We start from the raw sequence: 19,288 nt of genomic DNA, 5'->3' as shown, positions 1-19,288 counted from the left end.
GAACTATTTCACATGCCGCAATTAGATATCCATGGTTATCATATCCATGTTTACTTTGACGAAAGTAATATTGACTATGCCATCGCATTAACCGAAAGCGTACATAAAGAGTATGGTTATGAATTAGGACGCATTAATAAAAAACCAGTAGGACCGCATCCTGTATGGAGTCGTCAAGTTTCATTTAAACAAGAAAATTATGATGAAGTACTTGCGTATTTAACTCTGCATCAAAATGGATTAAGTATTCTTATTCACCCATTAACTGATGATGAATATCTTGACCACACTCAATCAGCCGTTTGGCTTGGAACACCTCTTAAGCTTGATATAAGCATATTCACAAAAAAGTAAAAAATAAAGCTCCTCTCGTTTTAAGATAAAACTAAGGAGCTTCTATTTTTTAGGTTATCTTAAATTAAGATTTATTAACTCGCTTGATATAAATTAAATTCTTTTGTTAATTTATAATCAGACCATGATTCATTTTCAATTACTTCAATAAATGCCTGTTTCGCGGCGATAAAAGCTTGTTTTTCAGTCATTGAATTAGTCGAAAATGTTTTAAATTTATAACTGTTTCTTGGTGTCTGACCAATAATACCTTTAAAAATGGTCTCATTATCCGTCTTCTTAACCACCACACCCACGATACCTGATGAAGGATGAGCAATTTTAAAATACTTACCTTTTGCTGATTCTTCTTTTCTTTCGGTTTTAAAATTAGCCCAATTATAATTCGCTTTCATTAAGGCAACTTTTCTTAAAACATGTGTAGGATGAGTACAAGCCTTAAACTTATCTAACTTAATTACAGTACCGATTTTTGTATGTTCTTTCTTTACAGTAAAAGATGATTTATCTTCTGCTTCAATCATTTGAATTTGTTTTGGTTTTCTTTTAAATTCAAACCACGTTTTATCAAATTCTTTTCTACACCCGTCCATTGATTTCTGAACGAGTTGATCCGCAATATTACGCATTGCAAATTTTGATAATGGAACGGTCACCAACTTCTTACTTGGTTTAAATTTCTTTATATCCGCATCTTTAGTTTGTAGGAAAGCATCAATTTCTTTTCCTATCGCATTCAAATCAGACAAGAACAATGCCAAATCATCAAAATTTAAACTGTATAAGCTACGCGAGAAGTTATGTGAACGATAACAACGTTTACTTTCATGACGCTCAAAATGGCTATTAATGTAAGGCGTTCCATTTACCATAGACACTTTTAATTGAATATTTGGATGTAATCCTTCATAAACAGACTTAGCAGTAAACGTCTTTGTTTTTCGTGCATCATCTGCCGTTTCATATTCATTTTGTTCTACAAGTTCAGCGATAGACCATGCAGCTTCAATAATAGCCTCAGAACGAGCTTCTAAGTCGTCATCTTCGTTATCGAAATCAGCATAATAAGCTTTACTGTAATAAGGCTGTCCCTTACGAGCAAATCGTACCTGTGCAAACTCCATTCTTCTGCGTTTAGTCGATTGACCACTATTCCAGTTAATACCGATAGGAACCCAATATTCCGTTCCATCAATATCGATTGGCTTAACTCGCAGCAATAAGTTCTCTTCTATATATGTCTTTTTTCCTCGAACCAACAGAAAAGAGCCTAAATCAAGATTAGGAGAGAGAGGGTGATACATAAAATCCTCATTACATTAATTGAAAACAAGATGCATGATTAACCAATGGCTATTGTGTTAGAAAAGCCATTAACTATATTGTTATCCATACCGTTCATTATATCACCGTCTGAACTATAATTTCAATTTACAAATAACATATAAAAAAAATGTACAGAACACACCTGTACATTTTTATAATATCTTTAACAACTACTAGGCTAATTTTTGTTTAATTAAATCATAAATGCCTGTTTGTTCATTATTTTCAAGTTGCATTCCAGTAAATAATACAACAGCTTCACTTACGTGTTTCACTGGCCAAATTGAAAATTCTCCTTTCTCAATTGCTTGAACAATTTCAGCGCTCAGCATTAAATTTTGAACATTTGATTCAGGAATGATTACCCCTTGGTTTTTATTAAGCCCTTTAATTTTGCAAACTTCATAAAATCCCTCAATCTTTTCATTTACTCCGCCTATTGGCTGTGCCTCACCAAATTGATTCATAGAACCGGTAATTGCTAAGTCTTGTCGAGCAGCAATATCTGAATAAGCAGAAATAATAGAACAAAACTCAGCCATCGATGCACTATCACCATCAACACCACCGTAGGATTGCTCAAACGTAATATAGGTTTTTAATGGTATTGCTTTATTTTTACCAAACAATGAAGCTAAGTAAGCGCTTAATATGAATACTCCTTTAGAGTGAATACTCCCTCCGAGTTCAACTTTTCTTTCAATATCAAACACTTCACCTTTACCGAATGAAGTTATTGCTGTGATGCGGTTTGGCATACCAAACTGATGGTTAGATGTGCTTAATACAGACAACGCATTAATCTGCCCTATGACAGCACCTCCGGTTTGCATTAATGTCGTGCCATTTTTGAAGCTTTGCATAACACCATCTTGAACACGATTTACACGATGTTCTTTATTGGAAAGCGCTTGTTCTACATGTTTTAAGCGGATCATATTTGAGTTTGCCGCTCTTGCTATGTAGTTAGTCTCTTTCAATAAATTCGAGATGTCTTCTGAATGCAAGGACAGTCTATTTTGATCACCCGATTGACGTGAACTGTATTCAATAATTCGTTCAATCGCTCTCTTGTCACATTGCAATAACTTGCCATCTTGCACAATACTCGAAATAAATTGAGCATAATGGAATTCCGATGCCGCCGTTCTTGGCATGTCGTCTTCAAAATCGGCCGTGACTTTAAACAATTCACTAAACTCTGAATCGTAATGTTGTAGCAACTGGTACGTTTGATGGTCACCAAATAGAATAATTTTCACATTAAGTGGAATAGGCTCAGGCTCCAACGAAACAGTTCCAGATAATGTCACTTCTTTTTCTAGCGAGCTTAAATTTAAATTTTGTGCTCTCAATGCTCGTTTAAGTCCATCCCAAACATAAGGCCGCTCTAGCACTTTTACCGCATCCATTAATAACACTCCACCATTTGCTTTGTGCAAACTGCCTGGACGAATCAATGAAAAATCAGTGAAAACCGTTCCTTTATAGGTCGCATTTTCAATATAACCAAATAAGTTGTGATAACTAGGGCTTTCTTCAACGATTAATGGAAATTGCTCATTATCTTGATTCACTAATAAGTTAATTTGGTATCGACGTGGTAGCTTTTTCTCTAATGATGCATAAGCCAGCTCGGTCTCTTCGTTACCTTCTTGAATAAAGATATCAAAATTCTCAATGATGTCTTTTTCCATATCCTTTAAATGCTGGATAATGACTTTTGAGTCTTTATATTTAGTTTTGATCGTTTCAAAATTAACCGTTAACACCTGAGAAATAACATCTTCATTCAGCTTTTCAATCTTCGCTGAATATTTATCTTCCCACTCTGTTAATTGACGAACCAAACTACGAAGTTTAATTTCAAGCTCATCAATGGATGATTCGAGACTTCGTTGCTCTTGTCGATCTAAGGCTTCAAACGTTTCTTCTGTATGTAGTTCTTCACCATTTAAAGCAATAAATTGATACTCACCTTGTGTTGTTACTGCAAGGCTGATCCCTTTCCCTTTTGCTTCTTTAGTTAAAGTGGCAAGTAAAGACTCTTGTTGATCCGTTAACTGATTTTTCAATGTACCAGTTCGGGTGTAATACAGCTCATTATCAAAAGCCAATGGAATGGCCTTCACTAACTTTAACGTGATTTTTTCAATTTCTTTTTTAAATTCAGTCCCTGTACCCATAGGTAATTTAAGTACTTTAGGCCGACGAGTATCATCAAAATTAGTAACATAGCACCAATCATACATACCATTTCCAACAGGTTTGTGGCGCTTCAAATAACGCAACACCATGGTTCTTTTACCTAAACCATTTTGGCCGACAGCATAGATATTATAACCACGGTCAGGAATTGACATCGCAAACTCAACCGCTTGTTGCGCTCTATCTTGTCCGACAATTTCATCAATTGGAGTTATGTTTTTAGTGGATTTACACAGCTCGTCATCCAGAGCTGCTGGACGGTATGCTAGTTTGTAAGAGAGAGGTGAAGTAGACATAAGGCGACCTCTTAATTTCAGTGATTTTCATCAGTATAGATAGAAAATGAACTAGATTTAGTGATCGACTCTTAAATATTTGAAAAAGAAACAATTTTAATATTTGTATAAATTACAGGCATAAAAAAGCTCTCGTTAATACGAGAGCTTTTTTTATAGAATTTGGAGCGTACAGCGGGAATCGAACCCGCATCATCAGCTTGGAAGGCTGAGGTAATAGCCATTATACGATGTACGCACATCGTTGGAACGAGATAGATAATGCCATACTGAGCGCAGAGGTAAAGCACTTTTTTACACTTAACTCATTGATTGATGGTTCTTTAACCTCATCGACTAAAAAAACACAATATTGATCACAAAAAAAGCCCTATTCAAACTCAACATTTTTATGCTGCTTTTGAATAGAGCTCTTTACCTCCTCTCCCTTTTCGTGAATAGCTGCCCTTTCCTTTTTTCGCTTTTACTATTCGAGTTCTAAATAATTGGCTAGTTACGACAGCTTTTAATGCATTATCTTTAATTTGGCCTCTACCATGCTCCAGTTCATCTGTGGCAGTTAGCCTTAATTTAGCTTTATTTTTCATAAAAGATTCTTTCTATTTTGTATAAAAACACAGCGATTGTGTTTATTTTAAGAGCTTTCGTCAATAATATTCCTTAGCAGACATTTCTATTTAGCCAGTACATATTTTTAAAACGAAAAGTAATCTATTCATTTTTTCTTACGTATTATTGTGTCTTCTTTGTTGTAAATTATAACTTTTTCTATCGTTCTCTTTTATTTTGCTTTAGAATCCTACCGCCTAAGCAAACGATTAACTTCATTATTTAGGCTCCTTAATTATTCTTTTACTGGTGGAGCAGCAAATGACAACTTTAACAATTACTCGTCCTGATGATTGGCATTTACACTTACGTGATGGTGATGTGTTAACTGACACAGTTCGTGACTCTGGTCGTTACAACGGCAGAGCTTTAATCATGCCAAACCTTGTACCACCTGTAACAACTACCGAACAAGCATTAAGTTACCGTGAACGCATTCAGGCTGAAAACAAATCTGATTCTTTTGCTCCTCTTATGTCTCTTTATCTAACAGAAAAGACAACATCAGAAGAGATCCGAAAAGCGAAAGCGACTGGACATATCGTAGCAGCAAAACTGTATCCAGCGGGTGCTACAACAAACTCAGACTCTGGTGTAAGCGACGTTAAAAACGTTTACCCTATTCTAAAAACGATGCAAGAAGAAGGCATGCTTTTACTTATTCATGGGGAAGTAACAACTCATGATGTTGATATCTTCGATCGTGAAAAGACTTTCCTTGATACAGTTTTAGCGCCTATCGTTAATGATTTTCCTGAGCTAAAAATTGTACTTGAGCACATCACAACTAAAGATGCTGCAGATTTTGTTAAAAACGCAGGTCCAAACGTTGCTGCAACCATTACAGCGCATCACTTATTGTTTAACCGTAACCACATGTTAGTTGGTGGTATTAAACCTCACTTCTACTGTTTACCAATTTTAAAACGCAATACACACCAACAAGCTCTAGTGGAAGCTGCAACAAGCGGTAATCCTAAATTTTTCTTAGGTACTGATTCAGCACCTCATGCAAAAGACAAAAAAGAAGCGGCTTGTGGTTGTGCTGGTTCATATACTGCCCACGCTTCAATCGAGCTTTATGCAGAAGTATTTGAAAACGAAGGTAAGTTAGAAAACCTAGAAGCATTCGCAAGCTTTAATGGTCCAGATTTTTATAACCTACCTCGCAACACTGACACAATAACGCTTGTAAAAGAAGCGTGGATTGCACCAGAGACAATGGCATTTGGAAATGACTTTGTTGTACCAATTCGTGCTGGTGAAGCTGTTGAGTGGCTAGTAAAGTAAGTCATAGATAAAATAAGCTAACAATAAAAATGGGATGCCAAATTGCATCCCATTTTTGTTTCTTACTTAATCACAGAAGAGCTCTACGGCACACCGTGACCTTTTGATTCAACCCACACTCGATACCATTGTTCACGAGTAAGTTCTATATTCATTGCATCAACAGCCGCTTTCACACGCTCAATGTTACCAGAGCCAATAATTGGTAGTGGACTTGATGGTAATTTTCGAACCCAAGCATAAATAACTTGATCAATACTTTGTGCTCCAACCTCTTCTTTTAACTCTTCAAGCACATTACGTACACGTATTGCTTGCTCTGATTGTCCAAAGAAAATCTCACCACCCGCTAAGCATGACCAAGCCATTGGTTTAATTCGATTCATTTGAAGTTGATCTAGTGTGCCATCATGCGCTACTTCAAAATTAAGTGGATTAATCTCTACTTGGTTAGTCACTAATGGTTTATCTAATCGGGATTGAAGCAGATCAAAATGACTTGGTGTAAAGTTTGAAACACCAAAGTGTTTAACCTTCCCTTCTTTTTGTAACTGATTAAACGTATCAGCTACTTCATCAGCGTTCATTAATACATCCAATCGATGAATTAATAGCACATCAATTTCGGTAATATTTAAACGTGTTAAAGAGTTATTTACCGAATTAAGAATGTGTGCTTTTGATGTATCATAATGATTAATCTTTCGATTCGGGAAATCTGGCGTACATAAATTAATATCGCATTTAGTCACGATCTCCATGCTATCGCGCAATGATGGCTCTAACGCTAATGCTTCACCAAATAAAGTCTCACATTGGTATCCACCATAAATGTCAGCATGGTCAACAGTCGTGATCCCAAGTTCAATATGCTGTTTTAAAAAACGCAATCTTTCTTGCGGAGTCATTCCCCAATCCCCAAGACGCCAATACCCTTGAACAAGTTCTGAAAATTGCGGTCCTTGTGGTGCGATTGTCGTTTTATTAATCATATTATTCTCTACCGTATACTAAATTTATTAACGCTGTATATAGTATGTAGCAATAGAAAATTTGCAGTGATAGAAGTCGAATTATCAACATAGTGAGTTAATAAGTTCATCAATAAATTAAATTTATACCGATTGGCAAAATGTCTGAACGACTTTTTTAAACCAAAATCAATTTATTAATGATAAAGATTGCACTCAATGTACGCTATCCGTAAAATCCACTCGTAATTAAGAATAAGGTCAATAACATAATGAAAAAACACTTTTTTTACGCCTTATTAATGGGGCTAACTTCTTCTTACGCTTTTGCGGATATCGTTGCGACACCTGAGAATGAAGATATCTGTAAGCAAAAATATGTTAAAGCCGTGTTTGACCAACAAGTCCAATACAGCAACCCTCAGAATGATCCACAAGTACGTAGAACCGCTGAACGTCATATTGATCGCTCTCGTGAGGTCTATGATGAAACAAATAGCTTTTGTTCTGCACTAAGCTACTTATTGAATGATGCCCCCAAGAAGAATTAACGGAAGATTTTCAACGAGCAAAAAAAGGGGAATCTCAATTCAAATAACCATTGAGACTATGATTGAAATCTAGAGGTTCAATTAACAAACATCATTATGTTAATTGAACCATCTAAAGTTAACGACGATATTTTAATGGTCGAATAACTTCATCAAGCCCTTCGATTTTCATCGCGAGACTTAAAGCCATTAACTCACCCAACTCTCCTTTTGGAAAGCCATCTTTACGCTCAAACCATAATAAATATTCTTCAGGTAAATCGATTAACACTCTTCCTGAATACTTTCCAAATGGCATGGTCACTTGAGTAAGTTTAATGATTTGTTCTTTATTCAACATTCAAACACTCTTTAGCAATCAAATGCAAAAGAAACGTTTCTCGCTCAATGCTCATTCCTTTTTTATCACTATTTGAAATAATGTCTTCGTTATGAGCGATCGCCTCATGAATATTAATCCATACAGGCTTCATACCATTTCTGATTTCGTAACTTTCGTAGTTAGTTTCACCTAACTCTCTATCACATTCGCAAGTGTAACAATAAGAAATCATATGCAACACATTGCACTCATGTTTATACCAAGGGCGAAATTCTTCATACATACCAAATGGTTCGATATTTGAGATGTTTTTTGCACCTGTCTCTTCTTCGATCTCTCTAACTAAACCAGCAATAACATCTTCGCCGTCATCTAATCCACCACCAGGTAATGAATAATCTTGATAACGCTCAGTGTATAAAAGAAGGATCTCTTCGCCTTTTAAAATAATTCCGCGAGTTGCATTACGATGAAGAATTTTATGGTTATCTAAACGCTCTAAATCTGGATGCGTTGTAATATTTAAAATTCGCATAAAAAACTGATAAACCTAATTTGAAAAATACAATGTCATTATACGCAATTTGTTTCCAGATGCAGCTAACAATTAATTTCTACTTAATGAGATAATGTAAAGATTATGTAAATGTCGTGATATTCATCTACTTCTTTTATGCATCATTTTATATAATAAATGCGAAAAATAATTACAATTCAAGGACAGCTCAATATGAAAAAATTTCAATCACTGGTTATTGCATCATCACTTTTAGCATCTACTTCCGTTTTTGCGCATACTTTTAATGAAGCAGATAAAGCCATTGCATACCGTCAAGCTGCATTCACAATGATCGCTGGTAACGTAAGTGAAATGGGTGATATGGTCAAAGGAAAGACAGATTGGAGTGATGTTATTTTTGCTAAAAGAGCAAATCAACTCTCACAACTTTCGCTAATGACTCTTGATGCTTTTTACGTAGAAGGCTCAGATAAGGGAAAAACAAATGCACTTCCAAAAGTATGGGTTAATTTCCCTGATTTTGAAGCTCGTTTAGCTCAATTCCAAGAAGACGCAGCTGCACTTGCAGAAATTTCAGATAAAGGTGATAAAGCGGCGATTCGTAAAGCTTTTGGGAAAACAGTGAAAAACTGTAAAGCTTGCCACTCTGATTACAAAGCACGTTAATCTGGAGACTAACACGTGAAAATTTGGGATGGTTTTGTCCGAATTTACCACTGGAGCCAAGTCGTTATACTTGGCTCTTTATGGTATACCGCTGAAGAAGGGCTAATGGAGTTACATTTCACTCTAGCTTATCTTTTAATGGCCCTACTCTTAACAAGAATCCTTTGGGGCTTTATTGGAAGTGATACAGCTCGATTTTCTCACTTTCTAGGCTCTCCACAAACTGTTATTACCTATCTGAAAACCTCACATACCAATGGTTTGCACTACTCAAAAGGCCATAATCCTGCAGGTGGTTACATGGTATTGGCATTATTGCTTCTATTATTAGTGCAATTAGTGACAGGGTTATTTAGCAATGATGATATTCTTTCTGAAGGTCCATTAGCTTATCTTGTTAGTTATGATACAAGTGGCTTTCTTACTAGGATCCATCACCTAAATTTTGATTTAATATTAGGTTTTACTGCTGTTCATGTAATTGCAGTTATCTTATATCGATTAAAAGGCGTTAATTTAATACTTCCTATGTTTACAGGGAAAGTAGATTTAGATGAAACAGAACCAAAAATGAAACATCCGTTTAAAGCTTGGAGCATTTTTGCTGTCATATCTGTGTTTATCTACTTTATTTGGGCTGATGAAGTGATAAGCTACCTCTTTTAGAATAAAAGAGAACTTTCAATGACACGTTTCCTTGATTGGTGGAATACGCTTTTAGAGTTTAAAGATCACGATTGGGCACAAAATATTATCGTGATCACTCTATTTAGTGCATTTCTTTGGCTATCTTGGCGAGTAATCATTAAACGCCTTCATCATATTGCAGCAAAAACTCAACTACCTTGGGACGATGCTGTCATTACCGCTATCTCCGCTCCTGTAACTCTTGTTATTTGGCTTTGGCCTGCAACTGCTTCACTTAAGATTTTACTGTCAACTCAGACTCATTTCAGTTCGACATGGCTTCCTGAGTTACAAGTATTTATTTTAATATGGGGTTTTATTTGGTCTGCATTAAGGTTAACAAGCTTAATTGAAAAACAGTTTTTAACGAACCCTAAACATGACGAAACCACTGTTTTAGCTCTTGGCAAAGTAGTACGCCTTATTTTTATCACCTTGGGCGTTCTCTCTTTAATGCAAGGGGTTGGACTGAGTTTATCAGGCCTACTCACTTTTGGTGGTGTTGGTGGGTTAGTCGTCGGTCTAGCTGCTAAAGATCTTCTCTCGAATTTCTTCGGTGGGATGATGATTTATTTTGACCGCCCATTCAAAGTTGGTGATTGGATTCGCTCTCCTGATCGTTCTTTAGAAGGAACGGTTGAAAGAATTGGTTGGCGTATGACGGTAATAAGAACCTTTGATAAGCGCCCTCTTTATGTCCCTAACTCAGTATTTAGCAATATTGTCGTAGAAAACCCATCACGCATGCTTAATCGTCGAATTAAAGAGGATATTGGCATTAGATATGATGATATTCATAGCATTGAGCGCATTGTTGATGAAATAAAAACGATGTTACAAGAGCATAATGATATCGATAGTAACCAGACACTCATTGTGAATTTTAACGGTTTTGGTCCTTCGTCTTTGGACTTATTAGTTTATACCTTTACTAAAACGGTCAATTGGATTGAATACCATAAAGTAAAACAAGACGTACTGATAAAAATTGGGGATATTATTGCTCAAAATAATGCTGAAATAGCCTTCCCTACACAAACTCTAAAAGTTGAACAGATCCCTTCTGAATAAAAATACGATCTGAAAAACATAAAAAAGGCATACACTATTTTGTATGCCTTTTCTTTTATGGATTGAACTATACCAATCCGGATAAGTAGTTGATGAGATAATTGCGTAGGAAAAATCGATTAAAGCAAGGCATAAATTGCAGTAACTAGTGGCTCTAATTGCAAAATTTATAACGCAGATATAATCGATTTTAACAAGCAAGAATGATCAAATATTTATGTGGATTGGTATTATTACCCCGTCAATACATTCTCTTCAGGATATTTCACCCTCGACACTTCAGGTCTTGCAAGCATGTAAGCTAAAGTTAAGGGACCGATACGACCTATAATCATAACAATGACCATAATGAACTTACCAGGCTCAGATAACTCTGCAGTTAAACCGCTGTTAATCCCACAGTAGCAAAAGCAGAAATAACTTCAAACATGACTTTATCAAACCCTGCTTTTTCAGTGAGCATTAGGGAAAACATAGCTATTGATAATAGTGAACCACTAACAACGATAATGGCTAACGATTTAGTTACTATTGGCCAACCAATGGTTCTCTTAAACATCACCACATTTTTCTTTTGACGTAAAAATGTCCATGTAGCGACTGCGGCAACAGTAATTGTTGACACTTTTAGACCACCACCAGTCGATGTTGAACCTGCACCAATCAACATTAATATGATCATAATTAACAAGGCTGGTTGAGTGAACTGTGTTAAATCAACACTGTTGAAACCCGCAGTTCGAGCACTTGCCGATTGAAAAAATGCAGCTAACCATTTATCGCCACTGGATAATGCACCCAGTGTATTAGGATTTTGATATTCTAAAATATAAAAGAACAACGTCCCGACTAATAACAATGTTGGCGTTGCAATTAACATTATCTTAGTGTGTAGCTGTAGACGTTTAAATCCTTTTGAGCCATTTTTAACCAGATCAACAATGACAGTGAAACCTAAACCACCACCAATAAATAATAATGAGAGCGTGAAAATGACAAGGGGATCTCCAACATAACCCATCAAACTATCAGAGAAAAGTGAAAATCCAGCATTGTTAAATGCTGACACAGAATGAAACGCAGCGTAGAACAAGCCTTCCGCAATACCAAACTCTGGTACCCAACGAAAGGAAAGCACTATCATTCCAATCAATTCTGCAATTAAAGCAAAACAAATAATGCCTTTAATCAACTTTCTTAAATTAACTTTCTTTTCTTGTCCTAATGCCTCTTTTGCTAAGGCTTGTTGACGTAAACTCAACCTTAAACCGAATATATACAGTAGAACAGCAGATAAAGTCATTTGACCTAATCCACCTATCTGCATTAAAAACATTAAGACAATTTTGCCACTAGTGGTGAAATGGGTTCCCGTATCTACCACACCTAAGCCCGTTACACTGATGGCGGATGTTGCTGTAAACAACGCATCCATAAAGCTTAAGCCTGTAACGGAAAATACAGGCAAAGTTAAAAGCAATGCAGATGGTAATAGAATAGCCAAAAATGAAGAAAGGATAATCTTTGGTTCAGACCACCCTTTCTCTTCATTATTATGCTGAAGAGGATATAACCCTCTTTTAGGTAAATAACTCATAACGTTCTAATTTTTTTAGCTAATTGAACTTCAGGTCCAACGATAATCAAAATATCGCCAATCTCTAATTCTTTACTCCAATCTGGTGCTGTTTCAATTTCTGGTCCGCGTTTTATCGCAAGTACCTTTACATCGGACATTTGACAAAAATCCAATTGCCCTAATGATTTACCCATATTTTGACCACCGATAACAATCTCAGTCATAGCCAGTCCACTACCGAGTTCATGGAATTCAAACACACGTCTGTCTAGCATTTTACGTGCAACCCGAATCCCCATATCTCGCTCTGGCATAATAATATGGTCTGCCCCTATTTTTGTTAAGATTTTGGCATGAAACTTATCATTAGCCTTAACCCAAACAGTCTTAACACCAGCTTCTTTCAATACTAAGGTGGTTAATATACTGGCATTAATATCTGAACCAATTGCAACCATAACCATGTCATAGTCATCAAGTTTAAGCTCTGCAACTGTTTCTTCACTTGCACAGTTAGCAACAATAGCGGTAGAGACAAAGTCCATTGCCTTCTTAACACGCTCTTCATTTATATCAATTGCTAAAACCTGAGAGCCATACTGATGCAACTCTTCGCACACCGTAAGTCCAAAGCGACCTAATCCAATTACTGCATATTGTTTATTTTCTGCTTTCATCAATTTACTCACTTTACTATTAATGACACTAAGGGGAATTACCCTTCAAGAGCATCATCCTCCTCGAACGCCATAAGTTCAATCTAATTAAGGATCGGTTATAAGAAAACCATTCCAAGTATTAAAACTAAGATAGCCGAAAAGAATGCGATTGCCCCTTAAGTTTCAACAAAATTAGTTATCAATTATGGAAATAATGTAGAATCAGGTAGAAAATGTGACACCAATCTCATGACACCTTAAAATATAGGCCTAAAATAGCCACATATCGAACAGGAATGTTCAACAATTTTAGTTACACTCAATTTTTATTTGTAAACTGGAGACCTTATTATGGCTACCCACACATTAATGCTCAAGCTGGTGATTTCGCAGAAACAGTTCTAATGCCTGGTGACCCTCTTCGTGCAAAGTTCATTGCTGAAAACTTCCTAGAAGACGTAAAGCAAGTATGTGACGTACGTAATATGTTCGGTTACACAGGTACTTACAAAGGTAAAAAAATATCTGTAATGGGCCACGGTATGGGTATCCCTTCATGTTGTATCTATGTTCACGAGTTAATCGCTGAATATGGTGTTAAAAACGTAATTCGTGTAGGTAGCTGTGGTGCGGTACACGATGACGTTAAACTGATGGATGTTGTTATCGGTATGGGTGCATCAACTGACTCTAAAGTTAACCGTATCCGCTTTAACAATCATGACTTCGCTGCAATTGCTGATTTTGGTCTACTAGAGACAGCTGTTGGTCAAGCTCGTGAGCTTAATGTTCCGGTTAAAGTTGGTAATGTATTCTCTGCTGACCTTTTCTACTCACCAGAAGCTGATCTATTCGACAAAATGGAAAAATTAGGCATCCTTGGTGTTGATATGGAAGCGGCAGGCATTTATGGTGTGGCAGCTGACCTAGGAGCAAAAGCACTGACTATCCTTACTGTTTCTGATCACATTAAACGTGGTGAGAAATTAAGCTCTGAAGACCGTCAAAAATCATTTAATGACATGATGACAGTTGCATTAGAAACTGCAATTAAACTGTAATCAGATGTTTGCGCCAGTCATCAATACTGGCGCCATAAAATCCATAAGGGGAGTCTAGTGCCGACTGAAAAACTGCCGTTGGCTGCTAAAGGGTTACAACTCAATTTTTGTAAAACATTGGCGTGTGACAATTTTGGTGATAGCGATGAACAACATTATTTAGTTCAACGTACGAACCCTAAGCGACCTGCATTAGTTTGCCGGAAATGTGGTGCTTTTCCTCCTTAATCAATAACCAAGAGGTATTGAACGAACTTGCACGTCAACAACAAGTTCAATCACACTCCTTACCCTCTTGTAATAACTCAGAATGCGAACATTTTGGTTTCGATGTATTAACCCATCGCGAGCTATATCATGCATTTGGTTACAGTGGTGATAGACAACGTTATCGCTGCAAATCTTGTGCGTCTACCTTTGTAGATAAATGGTCTGGTGAAAACCAAAAGAGTCTTATTCAACAAAAGCTTTTAGGCTTTTTATTTACTGGTTATTCCGTTCGTGAAATTTGCCGTCGTTTACATATAAATCCTAAAACCTTTTACGATCATATCAATCAAATTGCCAGTCGTTGCCGTCGTCATATGTCATTATTTGACTCAAGACTTCAGCATGATAGAACAAGTATCCAACTTGCCTCTAATGCCACCCCACTGCAACCACTGAGCAATAATGGCGTGTTTTGGTATGCCAGCGCAGAAGTAACCTCTGGATATGTCATTGCACAACATATCAATTACTCGGAAACCGATGAACCTGGCACACTGTTGGATCACGACCCTTTCCAAGAAAACGCACAATATTTATCAAATACGTTTGTTAATGAAGCCAATTCACAACCAGCCATTGGCTCAAAATCCATTTTCAAACGTGTTGATCATAAATATCAAGAAATTTTAGCGCGTGCGAACGTTGAAGATCCGCTGGGTAATTACGTCTCTCTCAATTACCCTTCTAAAGGAGCGATAATTCGTCCTCCTTATACTTCGCATGCGCATTTTTTAGAAATTCAAAAAGCATTCTCACATTGTGACTCTATTGAAATCTATATGCCGCAAGAACCTATGCTTCGTTCTGCCGCTATGTCTATCTTTTTAGAACGAATCAAAGAGAATAGCATCGACCTACTCTATGTGACTCAAGATATTGCGTTTCCTACTGAAGAAAGCGGTGATAAGATCGATATACATTTGGTTGGTTGGTGGCGTGATCGCTGGGCATTTACCGAAATCAACGGACAACATAAAGGCATATGCCATTTAAATGGTGCAGAACATAATGAAGCGTATTGGCTAAAACGAGCATCCGCGACCGTTGCTAATGAATATCAAACTCGTTTCTATAACCAATTTACCAATTTGGTTAATGAACCAAGACGCAAACTACGTCCTGCAAGCCTACTTCCTCTATTAGATATTTTTAGAGCTTGGCATAATTTATGTCATCAAGATAAACTAGGCATAACTCCGGCACAAAAGTTAGGGTTAATATCAAAACCAATTACACTTGCAGAATTATTAAGTTAGGACAAGTTATGACGATGTCACCCTCTCAAGATCAAACAGAAAACACAGATATGTTGACTGAAATTGCGATTCTTTATTATCAAGAAGGCGCAACTCAGGAAGAAATATCCAAAAAGTTTGGTTTATCTCGAGCGAAAGTTGGTCGCATGCTAAGAAAGGCGCGAGAAGAAGGCATTGTTGAAATAACCGTAAAATTTCACCCTGTATACAGTGTTCAGCTTGAACAGAAACTGGTTGAAAAATTTAACCTAAAACGTGCATTAATTTCGTTAGACCAACCAATACAAATGAACAACGAAAGCAAGTTGCAGCACTTGTAAGTTCATACCTTAACAATAACTTACAAGAAGGAATGGCTGTTGCGGTTGGTCAAGGCCAAAATGTTGCAGCAGTAGCAGATCATGCAGGCATTGTTACGCAGCGTAATGCACGCTTCGTATCAGCGATTGGTGGAACCCATCGCAGCGGTGATATTATTAATGCTGACCATATCTGCCGTCGTCTAGCCAAAAAATACGGTGGAAGCAGCGAAACCTTATACGCGCCAGCTTATGTAAATGACCCAAGCTTACGATCAGCATTTATGGAGCATGCCACCATCAAAGAAACATTAAGCCAAGCTAGAAAAGCGGAATTTGCCTTAGTTGGTATTGGTGATATGGACGAAAATAGCCATATGGTCAAACTCGGGTTCTTCACACCTAAAGAATTTGTTGAAGCCCGATTAAACGATGGCATCGTGGGTGATATTGGCGGTTTTGATTTCTTCAAACTTGATGGTACGGACGCAGACACTCTTATGCGAGCCGTGTTATTGGTCTTGAAATGGAAGACCTACGTCAAATTCCAAATGTTGTGGCAATGGCCAGCGAAAGTCGTAAAGCCTTATCAATTATGGGAGCTTTACGCACAGGCGTTATAGACGTACTTGCTACCAGCGTAAGTTGTGCCATGGCTTTATTGAATTTAGCGGAAAATGAAGAGTAACCCACACTTATTCCCTTTCACAATATAACATACCGTAGCACGATCGCAGTTCTATAATTTAGTTCGTGACATCAATAGATTAGCAAGATTATATTGATGTCATGAAGTAAGGAATACCACTGTGAACCAATCAAAAAGAACCATTATTTCCGCTCTTAAGCTATTAGAGTCACAATTAGAATCTTGTATAGATAACGCTGATAAAATTAAATCTGAAGCGGAAACGTTATTAGTTCGTGCAGAACAAATGCACTTCAAATATGGCGAAGCTTATTCAAAACTGATCATCTCTTTAGCGTATTGGCATTTGATGCAATACCCTATTGGTTTCAAAATTGCCCGTGAATTGTTGCATATGCATCAAGAACTTGAAGATGACGATCTCTTACCTAAGATTCTACATGTTTTGGCATCTCATTCATGGGGCCAAGCCAAACTGTTTAGTGCACAACAGTTCTGGATTCAAGCACTAGAACAAGCCTCGCTGCTTGGTGATAATGAGATAGAAATTGAAGCACTTATTGGGTTAGGGAATATTTGGCGCATGACAAATAACCTTAATGACGCTAACTTTGCTCATAACATTGCCGCACAAAGAGCCAAATTTTACCGGATTCCTCATCTCGAAGCTAAGGCCTATATATTACAAGCGTGGGATTACTACCTGCTTGGTAACTATCAAGAAATGTTACCTATTCTAATAAAATCCGAAGAATTGCTTGTTCATCATTCCAACTTAACATGGAAAGCTGAAATCTATGATTTTAGAGGCTTAGCATTTCTTGGTTAAACGATTTGAGCTTGGCTCAACAAAGCTGCAGCTACGCCTACCAACTAGCTCAACAACATCAACTAACTTGGATGATGGCACACTCTTCTATTAGCTTAGCAAGAGTCGCTTCGGCTCAATCTCATTACCTGCCAGCCTATGAATTATTAACCGAAGCAGAGTTAATTGCTGAACAATTTGATAAAGGAGAACTGCGCTCTCAAATTTGTCTAGAACAATCACGAATTGCTGAATTAACTAACGATTATGAACATGCGCTTTACTCTTATAAACGTTATCGACAATATGAAATTGCTTTATTACAAGAACAATCCAATAGTTTAGGTCGTGATAAATCTAATTCATCAAAAGAGCAACTTGATTCTAGAGCAAGAAAGCTAATTAATCGGATCCAACTGCAATTAGAATTAAACAGCATATCAGCCCTAATATACTTACAACCTTTTAATAAATGGGCACAACATTTATCCTCTGTTTATAACTCTAATGATCTTAAAAATCATTATGTTATTAGTATTATTGAAAACTCTGAAGAAAAGCTCGATACCATTACAAGTCTTATCCACCACTACTGTAAACACGGTGATTTACTAACACGTAAAGGGGATAACGAAGTGCTATTACTGCTTAATGATTCAAAAGAAAAATGTGATGATATTTGTCGCTCGTTAAGCTCACTTTTTACCATTTACCATGGCAACGTTACTCTTTTGAGGCATCTTCCCCAATGATTAACTATTTCACAATTACGGAATATTTTGCGACGGTGCGGCCTTCTCAAACACCAATGGAAATATGATATGGACAGTCTTTTAAATCGAATAGCTGAAAATAACATTAATTTATTAAAGCTAAACACACACCAGTGCCTAGAGTTTTGGTTATATATTGTAGACAACTTCGCTGAAACAAAAACCGAAAAGCATACGCCCTATTAATGAGTTCTGAGTATGAAGTCGAATTCAATAACCTGACAAACAGCATCAAACATTTACACCGTGCTTTATTGTTATTAGATCCATCTAAAGACATCGAATTAATGCTGCAAATATATTCGGCATTAAGTTATCGTTATACTGATATTGGACAGTACCAAAAAGCATTAAAGTACCTTCATTCGCTTTCTGAACTCGCCGTAGAATACGGTGATAATGAATTTTATATACAAGCTATTTTAGGTATAGGAAATTTATGCTCTATTTATGGTGATCACCTAAAAGCACTGCGCTATTACCAAAAGTTAGAAGCGTTAAGCAACAGTATTAATAGCAATAATCTCTCGCTTCGTTACCGACTTTACATGATTGCTTGCCTTCTCGATTTAAAAAGACTTTCCAAAGCTAAAGAGCTTCTTGATGAATGTTATGCTTTAAAATACGTTTCTGATGACCCCCAATTAACAGCGCAAGTATTGCTTTATTCCGCAAAACTATTGCGCCTGAAAAACCAACCTGAAACGGCACTTAACCTACTGATACAATATAGACAAGAGTATAGCGACCAACACTCTTTTCCTTGGTTAAACAAGTTATTTGCTGTTGAATCAGCCTACTGTCTTATTAAGCAACAGCGTGGGGAAATTGCCGATGTGATCATTTCACATCAATTAAAGCGAACAATAAAATACTCTTATGGCTACTATATTCGCCAATTACTTGAAGTGAAAAGCGATGCTCTAGCAAGTTGTAAAAACTTTGCTCTTGCACTTGAATGTGAAAAAAAGCGCAGCAGTTAACTGTCGAAATAATCAAAAACTTCCCAATTAATGAACTTGGTGGTCACTCTTTAAGACGATTAACTCGATTAGAACTTCAA

The 19,288-nt window shown here is 36.8% G+C and carries 17 protein-coding genes, 1 tRNA gene and 3 pseudogenes; 12 read left to right on the top strand and 9 right to left on the bottom strand.

The genetic code is table 11. The features are described 5' to 3' along the window. Positions 1–12: 12 nt before the first annotated feature. Entirely contained in the window at positions 13–354 is a 342-nt protein-coding gene (locus AAFX60_016195) for a DOPA 4,5-dioxygenase family protein (GenBank protein ID XDF79935.1), read from the top strand. A 74-nt stretch (positions 355–428) separates the two neighbouring features. Here AAFX60_016195 and AAFX60_016190 read toward each other — a convergent pair whose 3' ends face one another. From AAFX60_016190 to AAFX60_016175, 4 genes are all read right to left on the bottom strand, one after another. After that, positions 429–1,658 carry a hypothetical protein gene (locus tag AAFX60_016190; protein XDF79934.1) on the bottom strand — a complete coding sequence of 410 codons (1,230 nt, stop codon included), beginning with the start codon at positions 1,656–1,658 and terminating at the stop codon, positions 429–431. Positions 1,659–1,853: 195 nt separating this feature from the next. Continuing rightward, on the bottom strand, positions 1,854–4,184 hold the full coding sequence (locus AAFX60_016185) for an AAA family ATPase (GenBank protein ID XDF79933.1): 2,331 nt from the start codon (positions 4,182–4,184) through the stop codon (positions 1,854–1,856). A gap of 163 nt (positions 4,185–4,347) precedes the next feature. After that, positions 4,348–4,422, bottom strand: a tRNA-Gly gene (locus AAFX60_016180). 151 nt (positions 4,423–4,573) lie between these two features. Beyond that, positions 4,574–4,771: a ribosome alternative rescue factor ArfA gene (locus AAFX60_016175; protein ID XDF79932.1), complete on the bottom strand. Its 198-nt coding sequence runs from the start codon at positions 4,769–4,771 to the stop codon at positions 4,574–4,576. Positions 4,772–5,054: 283 nt separating this feature from the next. Here AAFX60_016175 and pyrC point away from each other — a divergent pair, with 283 nt between their 5' ends. After that, a complete protein-coding gene (gene pyrC / locus AAFX60_016170) occupies positions 5,055–6,083 on the top strand; it encodes a dihydroorotase (protein XDF79931.1) in 1,029 nt (342 codons plus the stop codon). Positions 6,084–6,166: 83 nt separating this feature from the next. Here pyrC and AAFX60_016165 read toward each other — a convergent pair whose 3' ends face one another. Beyond that, a complete protein-coding gene (locus tag AAFX60_016165) occupies positions 6,167–7,075 on the bottom strand; it encodes an aldo/keto reductase family oxidoreductase (GenBank protein XDF79930.1) in 909 nt (302 codons plus the stop codon). 251 nt (positions 7,076–7,326) lie between these two features. Here AAFX60_016165 and AAFX60_016160 point away from each other — a divergent pair, with 251 nt between their 5' ends. Further along, positions 7,327–7,605 (top strand): hypothetical protein, encoded by a 279-nt coding sequence (locus AAFX60_016160; GenBank protein XDF79929.1) that lies wholly within the window; start codon positions 7,327–7,329, stop codon positions 7,603–7,605. Positions 7,606–7,723: 118 nt separating this feature from the next. Here AAFX60_016160 and AAFX60_016155 read toward each other — a convergent pair whose 3' ends face one another. Then, the gene (locus tag AAFX60_016155) at positions 7,724–7,945 is read right to left on the bottom strand and encodes a DUF3820 family protein (protein XDF79928.1); all 222 of its coding nucleotides are present in this window, start codon (positions 7,943–7,945) and stop codon (positions 7,724–7,726) included. Continuing rightward, on the bottom strand, positions 7,935–8,462 hold the full coding sequence (locus tag AAFX60_016150) for an NUDIX hydrolase (GenBank protein XDF79927.1): 528 nt from the start codon (positions 8,460–8,462) through the stop codon (positions 7,935–7,937). The genes AAFX60_016155 and AAFX60_016150 overlap by 11 nt, the downstream gene beginning before the upstream one ends. 195 nt (positions 8,463–8,657) lie before the next feature. Between AAFX60_016150 and AAFX60_016145 the strand changes: the two genes are divergently transcribed. Genes AAFX60_016145 through AAFX60_016135 form a run of 3 tightly spaced genes read left to right on the top strand, consistent with a single transcriptional unit; the run spans position 8,658 to position 10,871 of the window. Next, complete coding sequence (locus AAFX60_016145) at positions 8,658–9,113, top strand: cytochrome c (protein XDF79926.1); 456 nt, start codon at positions 8,658–8,660, stop codon at positions 9,111–9,113. A gap of 15 nt (positions 9,114–9,128) precedes the next feature. Then, positions 9,129–9,779: a cytochrome b/b6 domain-containing protein gene (locus AAFX60_016140; protein ID XDF79925.1), complete on the top strand. Its 651-nt coding sequence runs from the start codon at positions 9,129–9,131 to the stop codon at positions 9,777–9,779. 18 nt (positions 9,780–9,797) lie between these two features. Next, positions 9,798–10,871, top strand: a complete 1,074-nt coding sequence (locus AAFX60_016135; GenBank protein XDF79924.1) for a mechanosensitive ion channel family protein — start codon at positions 9,798–9,800, stop codon at positions 10,869–10,871. Positions 10,872–11,104: 233 nt separating this feature from the next. Here AAFX60_016135 and AAFX60_016130 read toward each other — a convergent pair. After that, a pseudogene (locus AAFX60_016130) lies at positions 11,105–12,468 on the bottom strand (TrkH family potassium uptake protein). Next, positions 12,465–13,127: a TrkA family potassium uptake protein gene (locus tag AAFX60_016125; GenBank protein ID XDF79923.1), complete on the bottom strand. Its 663-nt coding sequence runs from the start codon at positions 13,125–13,127 to the stop codon at positions 12,465–12,467. Before AAFX60_016125 ends, AAFX60_016130 begins: the two are co-directional and overlap by 4 nt. A 278-nt stretch (positions 13,128–13,405) precedes the next feature. Between AAFX60_016125 and deoD the strand changes: the two genes are divergently transcribed. The 6 genes and pseudogenes from deoD to AAFX60_016095 all read left to right on the top strand — a co-directional run bounded on the left by deoD (position 13,406) and on the right by AAFX60_016095 (position 19,208). Then, on the top strand, positions 13,406–14,170 hold the full coding sequence (gene deoD, locus AAFX60_016120; protein XDF79922.1) for a purine-nucleoside phosphorylase: 765 nt from the start codon (positions 13,406–13,408) through the stop codon (positions 14,168–14,170). 57 nt (positions 14,171–14,227) lie between these two features. Then, a pseudogene (locus AAFX60_016115) lies at positions 14,228–15,696 on the top strand (lactate dehydrogenase). An 8-nt stretch (positions 15,697–15,704) separates the two neighbouring features. Then, positions 15,705–16,683: pseudogene (locus tag AAFX60_016110) on the top strand (sugar-binding transcriptional regulator). 121 nt (positions 16,684–16,804) lie between these two features. Beyond that, entirely contained in the window at positions 16,805–17,473 is a 669-nt protein-coding gene (locus tag AAFX60_016105; protein ID XDF79921.1) for a hypothetical protein, read from the top strand. A gap of 11 nt (positions 17,474–17,484) precedes the next feature. Then, positions 17,485–18,204 carry a hypothetical protein gene (locus AAFX60_016100; protein XDF79920.1) on the top strand — a complete coding sequence of 240 codons (720 nt, stop codon included), beginning with the start codon at positions 17,485–17,487 and terminating at the stop codon, positions 18,202–18,204. A gap of 206 nt (positions 18,205–18,410) precedes the next feature. Further along, entirely contained in the window at positions 18,411–19,208 is a 798-nt protein-coding gene (locus AAFX60_016095) for a hypothetical protein (protein ID XDF79919.1), read from the top strand. Positions 19,209–19,288 lie beyond the last annotated feature (80 nt).

Source organism: Aliivibrio fischeri (assembly GCA_038993745.2).
Classification (GTDB): domain Bacteria; phylum Pseudomonadota; class Gammaproteobacteria; order Enterobacterales; family Vibrionaceae; genus Aliivibrio; species Aliivibrio fischeri_B.
The sequence above is the reverse complement of the archived record's forward strand: the minus strand, read 5'-3'. Positions and strand labels throughout refer to the sequence as shown.

Coding starts and splice junctions, on each gene's coding strand:
- AAFX60_016195 (XDF79935.1), top strand. CDS start 13: ATGCCGCAATTAGATATCCATGGTTATCATATCCATGTTTACTTTGAC.
- AAFX60_016190 (XDF79934.1), bottom strand. CDS start 1,658: ATGTATCACCCTCTCTCTCCTAATCTTGATTTAGGCTCTTTTCTGTTG.
- AAFX60_016185 (XDF79933.1), bottom strand. CDS start 4,184: ATGTCTACTTCACCTCTCTCTTACAAACTAGCATACCGTCCAGCAGCT.
- AAFX60_016175 (XDF79932.1), bottom strand. CDS start 4,771: ATGAAAAATAAAGCTAAATTAAGGCTAACTGCCACAGATGAACTGGAG.
- pyrC (XDF79931.1), top strand. CDS start 5,055: ATGACAACTTTAACAATTACTCGTCCTGATGATTGGCATTTACACTTA.
- AAFX60_016165 (XDF79930.1), bottom strand. CDS start 7,075: ATGATTAATAAAACGACAATCGCACCACAAGGACCGCAATTTTCAGAA.
- AAFX60_016160 (XDF79929.1), top strand. CDS start 7,327: ATGAAAAAACACTTTTTTTACGCCTTATTAATGGGGCTAACTTCTTCT.
- AAFX60_016155 (XDF79928.1), bottom strand. CDS start 7,945: ATGTTGAATAAAGAACAAATCATTAAACTTACTCAAGTGACCATGCCA.
- AAFX60_016150 (XDF79927.1), bottom strand. CDS start 8,462: ATGCGAATTTTAAATATTACAACGCATCCAGATTTAGAGCGTTTAGAT.
- AAFX60_016145 (XDF79926.1), top strand. CDS start 8,658: ATGAAAAAATTTCAATCACTGGTTATTGCATCATCACTTTTAGCATCT.
- AAFX60_016135 (XDF79924.1), top strand. CDS start 9,798: ATGACACGTTTCCTTGATTGGTGGAATACGCTTTTAGAGTTTAAAGAT.
- AAFX60_016125 (XDF79923.1), bottom strand. CDS start 13,127: ATGAAAGCAGAAAATAAACAATATGCAGTAATTGGATTAGGTCGCTTT.
- deoD (XDF79922.1), top strand. CDS start 13,406: ATGTTCAACAATTTTAGTTACACTCAATTTTTATTTGTAAACTGGAGA.
- AAFX60_016095 (XDF79919.1), top strand. CDS start 18,411: ATGAGTTCTGAGTATGAAGTCGAATTCAATAACCTGACAAACAGCATC.